The sequence below is a fragment of the Dactylosporangium sp. NPDC000244 genome, from assembly GCF_040300725.1.
Taxonomy (GTDB): Bacteria; Actinomycetota; Actinomycetes; order Mycobacteriales; family Micromonosporaceae; genus Dactylosporangium.
In genome coordinates, this window is sequence record NZ_JBEPEH010000002.1 from 329327 (window position 1) to 341859 (window position 12533).

Sequence of the window (12533 nt, forward strand, 5' to 3'; positions counted from 1 at the left end):
GAGCGGATGCCCGAAATGGGTGGTCCTTCAAGCGAATTCCAACGCTAATCTCAGGTTCGTGCTTGTTACCGGCAGAACGGGCCGCCTCGGGGCGCTGATCGGCGTGGTCACCGCGCTGGCGCTCGCGGTCACCGCCTGCGACGACAAGGCCGCACCCGGCCATTCCCAGCTCAACGGCAGCGGTTCGGCCGCCTCGGCGTCGGCCGCGCCCGGCGCCTCCACCGCGTCCTCCTCCGACGCCGCCGCCACCGATGGCGGCGGCGGCGCACCCCAGGCCTCCGGCTCGGCGAACCCGGGCGGCAAGCCGGGCGCGACGAAGACCACCCAGGCCCCGCCGCCCGGCAACACCTTCGCGGGCCGCCTGCCCAAGTTCGGCGCGCCTCCGGCCCCGGTGCGCATCAACTTCCCGGAGAGCGGCGCGGGCGCGGCCTACTACTCCCGCATCCCGACCGACCAGCCGGTGGCGTTCCTGACCATCGACGACGGCTGGGTGAAGCGCCCGGAGGCCCTCGAGCTCCTGCGCGAGTCGGGCGTGAAGGTCACCCTGTTCCTGACGATCAACGCGATCCGGGACAATCCGGACTACTTCAAGCAGCTCCGCGACGCCGGCGCCGACATCGAGGCGCACACGCTCACGCACCCGAACCTCAAGGGCAAGTCGTACGACTTCCAGAAGCGCGAGATCTGCGGCTCGGCCGACCAGCTCGCCGGGCTGTACGGTCAGCGCCCCAAGCTCTTCCGCCCACCCTTCGGCGACAAGGACTCGACCACGCTAAAGGTGGCGCGCGACTGCGGTCTGCAGGCCGGCTTCTTCTGGAAGGAGACGGTGGACAAGGGGATCGTCCGCTATCAGGAGGGCCACTCCGTGCAGAAGGGCGACATCATCCTGATGCACTTCCGGGACCGCTTCGTGGACGACTTCATCGCGGCGCTGCAGGCCATCTCGGACGCGGGCCTGACCCCGGCTCTGCTGACCGACTACATGCCGGCGACGTAGTTCCGCAATGCGATCCGCGGGGCGCCCACCACCCCGCGGAATCCGGCCGCTCGGTCGACGTCGCCGCAAGCACGGCCCCGAACCCAGCGAGGCCGGAGCGGCTTCAAAAGCCGGCGGCCACAACGCGCCACCCCGCCGAGGACCAGCCCGGTCGAGGTAGCTAGCGGCTCTGACCGAGAACGGCCAGGAATCCGCCGGCCAGACGTTCTGCTTCGGCGGCGCTCAAGGGCAACTCCGCCCTGAGCGCCGCCTTCCATCCCTCTGGAACAACGAACCACCCGGGCCGGCGCAACAGCCCTTGCACGAACGGAGCAACGGGCCCGAGGTCCTCGGTGATGTCGAGCCGGTCGGCGGTACGCGCGTCGAGCCCCGGCAGCCCCGCCATCCGCCGCACGAGCTCCCGGTCGTGCTCGGTGAGCCCCGCGACGACGGCCGGAATCAGGTACTCGGCGAGCCCCGCCTCGGACCGGGCCAGCGCGACCAGCCGCTCCCGCCGCTTGAGGGCCGGGTGCTGGGCGAGCCAGGAGGCCGCGAGCGATACGAGCCCCGGCCACCCGTTGGTCAGCAGATGCAGATCCGGCGCGAGCACGTCGGCCGCCTCGGCGTCCCCGAACGCGGCGGCCAGCACCTGATAGGTCTCGTCCTCGGCGAACCCCAGCTCATATGGTGAGACCCGGACAACCCCGGCGATTCCGGGATCGTGCTCGACGGCCACCACGACACCCCGCCGCCTCCTGAGCGCCGCGACGTCCCCCGCCGTCGCCGAGTCGACGGCCACGACCCCGTCGTCGGGCACCGCGTCCAGCGACTCGCACGCGAGGTCTACGAAGACTCCCCCGCGCCCGACCACCCAGGCGTCGAGCAGTGTGCTCTTCCCGGCCCCCGTACCGCCCACGAGCACAACCATCTCGTCGGCGTCATCGAGCCGGGCCATCAACCCGGGCCGCGCGATGGGCCGCCCCGCCGCCCGGCGCACGAACCGTCCGGACTCAAACGGGAAACGCCCCTTACTCACGCCGCGCAACATACCCGCCCGGTCGGGAGATCACGCGTTTCGAGTCTCTTGTACGACTGAGGAACCCGACAAACTCCCCACCCGAGCATCGATTAGACGACGCACACAAAAGGGCAAGAAACGCGAGGTGCAAATCGACACCTGGCCCGAAAACGAATGGAAAGCCGGCCCACCGAGGGCGACAGGGCCACACGCGATTGCACCCCGAAACCGCGCGACTCGGAACCGCGCAAACCCAACCGGCCAGCCGGACACGCGAGGGTCAGCGAACCGCCGACCGGGCAGCCAGACCGAAGCCGGCGCATCGACCGATCCGCCGAGCGACCGCCATGCCAGCCGAACAGCACGGCGCACCGCCCGACGCCCGGCACGGAACGCGAACCAGCCGAACAGCACGGCGCACCGCGCCCGACGCCCGGCACGGAAAACGAACCAGCCGAACGCTGGGACGACCGCGCGGAGAGCGGGCGGACAAAGGCCGAGGCCGCGCTGCGAAGGAATCGCGGCGCGGCCTCGGAACGTGCAGGCAGTGCGATGGTGCGGTGGTGCGTGACGGTCGGGACGCGTCAGGCCGAAGCCTCGTCCGAGCCGCCGCCGGCCAGCTCGGCCGGCACCGCGTCGGGCACATCGCCCGGGCGTTCCGCCCCGTTGAAGACCAGCTTGGACTTCTCGAACTGGGCCGGGTCGCCCTCGCAGTCGATGACCACGATCTGACCCGGGCGCAGCTCGTTGAACAGGATGCGCTCGGACAGCGAGTCCTCGATCTCGCGCTGGATCGTGCGACGCAGCGGCCGCGCGCCCAGCACCGGGTCGTAGCCCTTGTTCGCCAGGAACTTCTTGGCGTTGTCCGTCAGCTCGAGGCCCATGTCCTTGTTGCGCAGCTGGGTCTCGATCCGGGCGATCATCAGGTCGACAATGCCGAGGATCTGGTCCTGCATGAGCTGGTGGAAGACGATCGTGTCGTCGATGCGGTTGAGGAACTCCGGGCGGAAGTGCTGCTTCAGCTCGTCGTTGACCTTCTGCTTCATCCGCTCGTAGTTCGACTCGGTGTCCTCCGACGCCTGGAAGCCCAGGGACACGGCCTTGGCCACGTCGCGGGTGCCCAGGTTGGTGGTCAGGATGATCACCGTGTTCTTGAAGTCCACGATGCGGCCCTGACCGTCGGTGAGCCGGCCGTCCTCCAGGATCTGCAGGAGGGTGTTGAACACGTCCGGGTGGGCCTTCTCGATCTCGTCGAATAGCACCACCGAGAACGGACGCCGGCGGACCTTCTCGGTCAGCTGGCCGCCCTCGTCGTAGCCCACGTATCCGGGGGGCGCACCGACGAGTCGGGACACCGTGTACCGGTCGTGGAACTCGGACATGTCGAGCTGGATGAGCGCGTCCTCGGAGCCGAACAGGAACTCGGCGAGCGCCTTGGACAGCTCGGTCTTACCCACGCCGGACGGGCCGGCGAAGATGAACGAGCCGGACGGGCGCTTCGGGTCCTTCAGGCCGGCCCGGGTGCGCCGGATCGCCTTCGAGACAGCGCGGACCGCGTCCTCCTGGCCGACGAGGCGCTTGTGCAGCTCGTCCTCCATGCGGAGCAGGCGGGCCGTCTCCTCCTCGGTCAGCTTGTAGACCGGGATGCCGGTCCAGTTCGCCAGGACCTCGGCGATCTGCTCGTCGTCGACCTCGGACACGACGTCGAGGTCGCCGGCCTTCCACTCCTTCTCGCGCTGCGCCTTCTGCCCGAGCAGCTGCTTCTCCTTGTCCCGCAGCTGCGCGGCGCGCTCGAAGTCCTGCGCGTCGATCGCGGACTCCTTGTCGCGGCGGACCTGGGCGATGCGCTCGTCGAAGTCGCGGAGGTCTGGCGGCGCGGTCATCCGGCGGATGCGCATCCGGGCCCCGGCCTCGTCGATCAGGTCGATCGCCTTGTCCGGCAGGTAACGGTCGGAGATGTAGCGGTCGGCGAGGGTCGCCGCGGCCACCAGGGCGGCGTCGGTGATCGTCACCCGGTGGTGCGCCTCGTAGCGGTCCCGCAGGCCCTTGAGGATCTCGATGGTGTGCGCCAGCGACGGCTCACCCACCTGGATCGGCTGGAAGCGCCGCTCGAGCGCGGCGTCCTTCTCGAGGTGCTTGCGGTATTCGTCCAGCGTGGTCGCGCCGATCGTCTGCAGCTCGCCACGGGCCAGCATCGGCTTGAGGATGCTCGCCGCGTCGATGGCGCCCTCGGCGGCACCCGCCCCGACGAGCGTGTGGATCTCGTCGATGAACAGGATGATGTCGCCGCGGGTGCGGATCTCCTTGAGCACCTTCTTGAGGCGCTCCTCGAAGTCACCGCGGTAGCGGGAGCCCGCGACCAGCGCGCCCAGGTCGAGGGTGTAGAGCTGCTTGTCCTTCAGGGTCTCGGGCACCTCGCCCTTGACGATCCGCTGGGACAGCCCCTCGACCACGGCCGTCTTGCCGACGCCGGGCTCGCCGATGAGAACGGGGTTGTTCTTGGTGCGGCGGGAGAGCACCTGCATGACCCGCTCGATTTCCTTCTCCCGGCCGATGACCGGGTCGAGCTTGCCCTCGCGAGCGGCCTGGGTGAGGTTGCGACCGAACTGGTCAAGCACCAGGCTCGTGGACGGGGCGGCCTCGCCGGGGGCACCGGTGCCGGCCGCGGCCGGCTCCTTGCCCTGGTAGCCGGAGAGCAGCTGAATGACCTGCTGGCGGACCCGGTTGAGGTCGGCGCCCAGCTTCACCAGCACCTGGGCCGCGACGCCCTCACCCTCCCGGATCAGGCCGAGGAGGATGTGCTCGGTTCCGATGTAGTTGTGCCCGAGCTGCAGGGCCTCCCGCAACGACAGCTCCAGCACCTTCTTGGCGCGTGGCGTGAACGGGATGTGCCCGCTCGGCGCCTGCTGGCCCTGGCCGATGATCTCCTCGACCTGCTGGCGAACACCCTCCAGCGAGATGCCGAGGCTCTCGAGCGCCTTGGCCGCCACGCCCTCACCCTCGTGGATGAGGCCGAGCAGGATGTGCTCGGTGCCGATGTAGTTGTGGTTGAGCATCCGGGCTTCTTCCTGCGCCAGGACGACAACCCGTCGTGCTCGGTCGGTGAACCGCTCGAACATCCCTGCTCCTCACGTGCCGTGTCCGTCGCCGCCGCTTCTCGCGGAACCCCGTATCAGGGGGTCGCCACGCCGAAGCTCTGTCGGACGCCAACGTGACCGTGCCATCACTCTATCGCCGCGGGCCGACTCATTGCGGGGTGTGCGGCGTTGCCGCACCCCGCAATCGGTCGCCGGAACCCCCGGTCCTTGACTGCCTACCCTCCGGGAACCACGTGTACCCGGCGCTTTCGACCAACGTTCGCACCCGCCGGCATGTTCCTGCACCCCCGCCCGTACGCCAAGAGCGAAATCGGACTCCCGGATACACAACACCCACCGTAACTGAACCGCTACGGTGGGTGTCTGGAGCGTCTAGAATCGTACGGGCCGCAACAAACGGCGCTATCGCCCCGCTTCGGCGTTAAAACGGTCGACGATTTCCTGCTTGATGCGACCACGGTCGGACACCTTGATGCCCTTGTTCTGCGCCCATTCCCGAATCGCCTTGTTCTGCTCGCGATCCGCCGCGGCGCCGCCCCGGCCACGAGCGCTGGCCGCACGGCCGCCGACCACCACGCCACCCCGCCCGACCTTGGTTCCAGCGGAGAGGAAGGGGCCGAACGCATCGCGCAGCTTCGTTGCGTTCTTCTTGGACAGGTCGATCTCGTACTGCACCCCGTCGAGCGCGAACTTCACCGTCTCGTCGGCGTCCCCGCCGTCGAGGTCGTCGACCAGCACGTGGATGGTCCGCTTGGCCACTGTCGTATTCCCTTCGAGGAAGCCCGCCCCGCGTTGTGCGATTGCAAAGATAACGTAGTAAGGCCGCGCCGCGTCAACGGTACGCCGAAACTGCGCGGCTGCACCAAGGCCAAAGGGTTCGTTTCCCTGTCGCAAAGGGCGACGGATTCGCGAGGGCGATGTCCGAGGTCGGGTGCGGGGTGAGCCACCCGGCGACCGGTTCAGGAATAGCTCACAAGCAATATGCAACGTACAGATCCGTGTCGAGCGCATTGCTATGTGTGACGAGCCGGAGAATGACGGCGGCGTACGGTTGGCGACGTGGACTTGAGCAAACACGCGTCTTCGTTCGGGGCGGCCGCCGACCTCTACGACCGAATCCGCCCGCGCTATCCCCTCGAGGCCCTGCGCTGGGCGCTCGGCGCGCGGCCGGCCGAGATCGTGGACCTGGGCGCCGGCACGGGCATTCTGACCCGCCAGCTGCGCGAGCTCGGGCATCGTGTCATCGCGGTCGAGCCCGACGACGAAATGCGGCGGCAGATCGACGGCGACACGCGCGCGGGCAGCGCGACCGCCATTCCGGTCGAGGCGGAAAGCCAGGATGCGGTCACCGCCGGGCAGGCCTATCACTGGTTCGCCGGTGAGCCCGCGCACGCCGAGATCGCCCGGGTGCTGAAGCCGGGCGGCTGGTTCATCCCGATCTGGAACGTCCGCGACGAATCGGTGCCGTGGGTCGCCGAGCTGTCCGAGGTTTTCGACGGCCACCGCGCCCGCACGGCGATCGACGAGCGCACGTTGACGCCCGAGCAGTTCGGGCCATTGTTCGGTGCCGCCGAACTCGAACTCTTCCGCTGGAGCGCGACGCACACGGCGGAGTCGCTGGTCGACCTGATCAAGTCCCGCTCGTTTTACCTCGTGTCCGACGCCGGCACCCGGGCGGTGCTGGAACAGCGCGTGCGCGAGCTCACCGCGGCGAACTTCGAGGCCGGCGAGCACTTCGAGCTGCCGTACGTCACATACACGTACCGCGCAAAAAAGCTCTAGGTGTTTCGCTCGAAGATCAGGCGCAGCCCGATGAGCGTGAGCATCGGCTCGTGATGCGTCACACTCTGACACTCCCCGATCACGATCGAGGCGAGGCCGCCGGTCGCGACCACGGCCTTCACATCGCCACCGAGCTCCGCGGTCACCCCGCGCACGACCCCGTCCACCTGGCCCGCGAACCCGTAGACGACGCCGGACTGCAGGCACTCGACGGTGTTCTTGCCGATCACCCGCGGCGGCTTGACCAGCTCGACCTTGCGCAGCTGGGCCGCGCGCCCGGCCAGCGCGTCGACCGAGATCTCGATCCCCGGGGCGAGCACGCCGCCCAGGAACTCGCCCCGGGCCGACACCACGTCGAAGTTGGTCGAGGTGCCGAAGTCGACCACGATCGAGGGACCGCCGTAGAGCGTGTAGGCCGCCAGCGTGTTCGCCACGCGGTCGGTGCCGACCTCTTTCGGGTTGTCGATGGCCAGCTGGACGCCGGTCCGGACCCCGGGTTCGACGATGACGGTGGGCACGTTCGCGTAGTACCGCTGCAGCATCGTGCGCAACGAGCGCAGTGCGGCGGGCACGGTCGAACACGCCGCGATGCCGGTCAGGGACACCGCGTCGGTGGCCAGCAAGCCCCGGTAGAGCAGCCCGAGCTCGTCCGCGGTGGCGCGCGAGTCGGTCTTGATCCGCCAGGAGTGAACGATCTTCTCACCCTCGAACGTGGCGAGCACCGTGTTGGTGTTCCCGATGTCGATGCACAGCAGCACCCCGGAAGCCTAACCAACGACCGTTCAATTACGATCGCGAGCCAATGATCCCCAACGCCCGCGTGCTGCTCGCGCTGCTGCCGGTGCTCACGCTGGCGTTCGCGGCGGTCGCGCTGCGTCCACGGGCCGAGGCCGACCGCGCCCTGATGATCATCCGCGCCGCGATCGCCGTCGCCGTCGGCGCGGTGCTCACCGCCGAGCTGTTTTCGCTGGTGCATTGGATTTCGCCGGTACCGTTCGTGCTCGCCTGGCTCGCCGCCGCCCTCGCCACCGGGTGGCTCGCGTGGCGTTCCCTGCCCGACAAAGCGCGGAAAATCACAAAAAATCCGGCACTGTGGTGGCCGAAGCGCCCGTTCGCGGGTGCGGCCGGCGCCGAAAAGAGCAGTTCAGAGGGCGATTCAGAGCGCGGCCGCTGGCTTGTGACCGGGCTACGGGTCGCCGTCGGGCTGCTGGTGGCGAGCGAGCTGGTGCTGGCCCTCGCGAGCTCCCCGAACAACTTCGACTCGAACTCCTACCACCTGGCCAAGATCGAGCACTGGGTCGCCGACGGCAGCCTCGGCAACTTCGCCACCGTGCAGACCCAGCAGATCATCCTGGTGCCGGGGGCCGAACTGCTCCTGCTCCATCTGCGCCTGCTGACCGGCTTCGACGGGCAGTACAACCTGCTGCAGTGGGCCGCGGGGCTGCTCGGCGCCCTGGCCGTGGCCCGCTGCGCCCGCCAGCTCGGCGCCGGCCGCGCCGGGCGCTGGCTGACCGCGGCCGTGTTCCTCACCGCGCCCGCGGTCGCCCTGGAGTCCACGAGCACCCAGAACGACCTGGTGGTGACCGCCTGGGTCGCCTGCGCCGCGACCCTCGCCCTGGACGCGCGCCGAGCCCTCGCGTTCGGCTCGCCCAAGCCGGCCGCCGCCGACGCGCGTGAGATCCCGGCGACGACTGGTCGCGCCCCGGTGGACTGGCCGAACGTGCTCGGGCTGGCCGGGGCCGCGGGGCTGGTCATGGTGACGAAGTCCACCGGCGCCATGGCGCTGCTGCCGGTGCTCGCCTACTGGGGCGTCTGCCGGTTGCGCCAGAAGAGCTTCAAGCAGGTGTCGTACGCCCTGTGCTCCGTCATCCTCGCCACCGCCGCCCTCGCGGGACCGTCGCTGCTGCGGGTGCACGACGCGTTCGGATCGCCGTTCGGGCCGCCGGGCTATCGCGAGGCGCTGTCCAACACCCGCCACGATCCGCCCGCGATCCTCGTCAACGGGCTGCGGCTCGGCGCCTCGACGCTGCTGACCCCGGTCGCGGCGGTCAACGAGGCGATCGGCGGCTCGGTGGTGCGCATCGCCGACGCGGTGGGCGTGGACCCGAACGACCCGGGCATCACCCAGTGGCGCAGCACCTTCCCCGGCGACCGCTGGAAGCCCGACGAGGACCGCTCCCCCTATCCGGTGCAGTCCGCGCTCGTGCTGCTCGGCACCGTGGCCGGCCTCTGCTGGCGCCGGACCCGCGGCTACGCGCTGCTCGTGCTCGGCGCCCTGCTCGCCACCGCGGCGGTCGTGAAGTGGCAGGACTGGGGCAACCGCCTGATCCTGCCCGCCTTCGCGGTGGCCGCCCCGCTGGCCGGGTACGCGCTCGAGCGGGCCTTCACGATCGAGCGGGCCGCGCTCCGGCGGGCGCTCGGCGCACTGGTGGTGCTGGCGATGCTGGCCGGGACCGCGCATGGGCTCGTCGCGGTCTACTACGGCCAGCCGCGCCGGCTCGTCGGGCAGGCCTCGGTGTTCACGCTGGACGACTGGCAGGAGCGCTTCGTGCGCATGCCGGACCAGGCGGCGAGCTACCGCACGGCGATCGACCAGGTGCGGGCCAGCGGGGCGAAGCGGGTGGGGCTGGTGCTGGAGGGGGACCTCTGGGAGTACCCCCTGCAAATCGAACTGCGGGACAAGGAACTGATCGAGCTCGAGTCCGAGGTGCCCGGACACCCGGCCGGGGACGTCACATCGGTCGATGCGGTAATCTGCGTGAGCAGCGCCGAGCGCTGCCACCGGATCGTGCCGGCGAACTGGCAGTACAACCGCATCGACCAATATGTGGTGACGGTCTTTCCGAACCGCTAGTGCAGGCGCAGGTCCATGGCGATGTCGAGGATCGGCGAGGAGTGGGTCAGGCCGCCGACGGAGAGATAGTCGACGCCCGTGGCCGCGTACTCGGCCGCCGTGCCCAGGGTCAGGTTCCCGGTCGCCTCGAGCTCCGCGCGGCCGCCCACGGCGCTGACGACCTCGCGCAGCGTCTCCGGCCGCATATTGTCCAGCAGCAGGAAGCCCGCGCCGGCGGTGACCGCCTCGACGGCCTCGCCGACGGTGGTCACCTCGACCTGCACGGGGACGTCGGGGAAGGTGGCGCGCACGCGCTCGTACGCGGCCGTGATCCCGCCCGCGGCCAGCTTGTGGTTGTCCTTGATCATGGCGACGTCGTAGAGCCCCATGCGCTTGTTGGTGCCGCCGCCCGCGCGCACCGCGTACTTCTCGAGGATGCGCAGGCCCGGGGTGGTCTTGCGGGTGTCGAGCACGAGCGCCTTGGTGCCCTCCAGCAGGTCCGCCCAGCGCCGGGTGTGGGTGGCGACGCCCGACATCCGGCAGAGCAGGTTGAGCGCCGAGCGCTCGGCGGTGAGCAGGCCCCGGGTCGGCCCATGGATCGTGGCGAGGACGTCGCCGCGCACGACACGGTCGCCGTCGCGCTTGCGGACCTCGGCGGTGATGCCGCCCGAGGCGGCCTCGAAGACCGCGACCGCGACCCAGAGGCCGGCGACGACCCCGTCCGCGCGGGCGACGATGTCGGCATCGTCGGTCTGGTCATCGGGGATCGTGGCCACGCTGGTGACGTCCAGCCGGTCCGGCCCGAGGTCCTCGGTCAGGGTGCGCTGGACGATCTCCTCGACCGCGACGGGATCGAGTCCGACCTTGCGCAGTTCGGCCTCGGTCTGCAACTTCACGCGTCCTCCCAGGTCTCCGTGAGTGCGCCGGCGTCGTCGAGGGCGGCGAGGAAGTGCCCCCGGAACACGTCGCTGGCGTCGGGAAAGTCCTCGCGCCAGTGGCAGCCCCGGGTTTCCTGCCGCTGCGTTGCGGCCGCGACCAGGGCACTGGCGACGGTGAGCAGGTTGGTGGCCTCCCAGGCGGCCATGTTCGCGGTGGCGTTCGGGTCTCGGTCGAGCGAGAGCTTGGTGAGCGCCTGCGCGGCGTGCTCCAGCGAGTCGGCGCTGCGCAGCACCGAGGCGTGGGCGGACATGGCGGCCTGCAGCTGCGGGCGGATGGCGGGGTCGGCCGACCAGGCGGGCAGGTCCACGGCGATCGGCTCGGCCTGCGGCGGCAGGTCGCGGGCGATGTCCTCGGCGATGCGGCGGGAGAAGACCAGCCCCTCCAGCAGCGAGTTGGACGCCAGGCGGTTGGCGCCGTGGACGCCGGTGCAGGCGACCTCGCCGCACGCGTACAGGCCGGGGATCGAGGTGCGGCCGTGCAGGTCGGTGCGCACGCCGCCGGAGGCGTAGTGGGCGGCGGGCGAGACGGGGATCAGGTCGGCGGCGGGGTCGACGCCGGCGGCGCGGCAGGAGGCGACGATGGTCGGGAAGCGCGCCTCGAGGAACTCGCGGCCGAGGTGGCGGGCGTCGAGCCAGACGTTGCTCGTGCCCTCGGCCCGCATGACCCGGTAGATGCCCTTGGCGACCACGTCACGCGGGGCCAGCTCGGCGAGTTCGTGCTTGCCGACCATGAACCGGTTGCCGTCGCCGTCGCGCAGGTAGGCGCCCTCGCCCCGCAGCGCCTCGCTCACGAGCGGCTGCTGCGAGTCGTGGTTGCCCAGCGCCAGCGCGGTCGGGTGGAACTGCACGAACTCGAGGTCGGTGACCCGCGCCCCGGCTCGCAGCGCGAGCGCGACGCCGTCGCCGGTGGAGACGATCGGGTTGGTGGTCGCGGCGAAGATCTGCCCCATGCCGCCGGTGGCGAGCACGACCGCGCGGGCGTGGACGGCGCCGACGCCGTCCTCGGCACCCTCGCCGAGCACGTGCAGCGTCACGCCGCAGGCCCGCCCCTTCGCGTCGGTGAGCAGGTCGAGCACCAGCGCGTGCTCGATGAGGCGAATCCAGGGATCACGGTGTACCGCCGCGTGCAGCGCCCGCTGCACCTCGGCCCCGGTCGCGTCCCCGCCGGCGTGGATGATCCGGTTGGCGTGGTGCCCGCCCTCGCGGGTGAGCATGAGCGAGCCGTCGTTGTTCCGGTCGAACTCGGCGCCCCAGCGGATCAGCTCCCGGACCCGCGTCGGCCCCTCGCGCACCAGCACGTCGACGGCGGCCGCGTCGCACAGCCCCACCCCGGCCACGAGCGTGTCCTGCGCGTGCGCCTCGGGCGTGTCGAGCGGATCGAGCACCGCGGCGATCCCGCCCTGCGCCCACCGCGTCGACCCGTCATCGATGTTGACCTTGGTTACGACGGTGACGTGAAGCCCGGCCTCGCGCAGGTGCAGCGCGGCGGTCAGGCCCGCGACGCCGGACCCGATGACGACGACGTCGGTCGGCTCCGCCCAGCCGGGCGGTGGCCCGGCAAGCCGGCGCGGGGCGATCGGCCCGTTCATGCCTGCTGTCATCACTACAGTCAACATCACTCACCCGTTCGACGGGTGGTGATGCTCGTCGCCCTCCCGTAACGGTCCGTTCGTCTGTTTTCGCACTCGTCCCCAATCGTTTCACGCTCTTGTGCGGTCGCCCGCTTTCCGCGCTCGAGGCAATGCGCTCGCTTGCCCTCGCGCCCGAAGCCGCACGCTCAGGGCCGCACGCTCAGGGCCGCGCTCGAAGCCCGCCCGGTCGGCGCCGCGCTCGAAGCCCGCCCGGTCGGCGCCGCGCTCGAAGCCCGCCCGGTCGGCGCCGCGCCCGA

At 70.5% G+C, this 12533-nt stretch carries 10 protein-coding genes; 3 read left to right on the plus strand and 7 right to left on the minus strand.

The features are described 5' to 3' along the window. Positions 1 to 58: 58 nt before the first annotated feature. Positions 59 to 997, plus strand: coding sequence for a polysaccharide deacetylase family protein (locus tag ABT369_RS03955; RefSeq protein ID WP_350610174.1), 939 nt, complete (start codon positions 59 to 61; stop codon positions 995 to 997). Between the two features lie 160 nt (positions 998 to 1157). Here the strand turns inward: ABT369_RS03955 and ABT369_RS03960 are convergent, their stop codons facing one another. From ABT369_RS03960 to ABT369_RS03970, 3 genes are all read right to left on the minus strand, one after another. Beyond that, positions 1158 to 2012 (minus strand): hypothetical protein, encoded by an 855-nt coding sequence (locus ABT369_RS03960; RefSeq protein WP_350610175.1) that lies wholly within the window; start codon positions 2010 to 2012, stop codon positions 1158 to 1160. A 566-nt stretch (positions 2013 to 2578) separates the two neighbouring features. Continuing rightward, a complete protein-coding gene (locus ABT369_RS03965; protein WP_350610176.1) occupies positions 2579 to 5113 on the minus strand; it encodes an ATP-dependent Clp protease ATP-binding subunit in 2535 nt (844 codons plus the stop codon). Positions 5114 to 5494: 381 nt separating this feature from the next. Beyond that, on the minus strand, positions 5495 to 5851 hold the full coding sequence (locus ABT369_RS03970) for a histone-like nucleoid-structuring protein Lsr2 (protein ID WP_350610177.1): 357 nt from the start codon (positions 5849 to 5851) through the stop codon (positions 5495 to 5497). A gap of 300 nt (positions 5852 to 6151) precedes the next feature. Here ABT369_RS03970 and ABT369_RS03975 point away from each other — a divergent pair, with 300 nt between their 5' ends. Then, positions 6152 to 6874, plus strand: coding sequence for a class I SAM-dependent methyltransferase (locus ABT369_RS03975; protein ID WP_350610178.1), 723 nt, complete (start codon positions 6152 to 6154; stop codon positions 6872 to 6874). On the opposite strand, the gene ABT369_RS03980 is transcribed toward ABT369_RS03975, so the two are convergent. Continuing rightward, positions 6871 to 7632 carry a type III pantothenate kinase gene (locus ABT369_RS03980; RefSeq protein WP_350610179.1) on the minus strand — a complete coding sequence of 254 codons (762 nt, stop codon included), beginning with the start codon at positions 7630 to 7632 and terminating at the stop codon, positions 6871 to 6873. The genes ABT369_RS03975 and ABT369_RS03980 overlap by 4 nt on opposite strands. Before the next feature lie 44 nt (positions 7633 to 7676). Between ABT369_RS03980 and ABT369_RS03985 the strand changes: the two genes are divergently transcribed. Continuing rightward, positions 7677 to 9728: a hypothetical protein gene (locus ABT369_RS03985; protein WP_350610180.1), complete on the plus strand. Its 2052-nt coding sequence runs from the start codon at positions 7677 to 7679 to the stop codon at positions 9726 to 9728. Here the strand turns inward: ABT369_RS03985 and nadC are convergent. The 3 genes from nadC to ABT369_RS04000 all read right to left on the minus strand — a co-directional run. Further along, the gene (gene nadC, locus ABT369_RS03990) at positions 9725 to 10603 is read right to left on the minus strand and encodes a carboxylating nicotinate-nucleotide diphosphorylase (protein ID WP_350610181.1); all 879 of its coding nucleotides are present in this window, start codon (positions 10601 to 10603) and stop codon (positions 9725 to 9727) included. The genes ABT369_RS03985 and nadC overlap by 4 nt on opposite strands. After that, the gene (locus tag ABT369_RS03995) at positions 10600 to 12246 is read right to left on the minus strand and encodes an L-aspartate oxidase (protein WP_350610182.1); all 1647 of its coding nucleotides are present in this window, start codon (positions 12244 to 12246) and stop codon (positions 10600 to 10602) included. The genes nadC and ABT369_RS03995 overlap by 4 nt, the downstream gene beginning before the upstream one ends. A gap of 99 nt (positions 12247 to 12345) precedes the next feature. Next, positions 12346 to 12533: hypothetical protein (locus tag ABT369_RS04000; protein WP_350610183.1), on the minus strand; the 188-nt coding region annotated here is incomplete at its 5' end.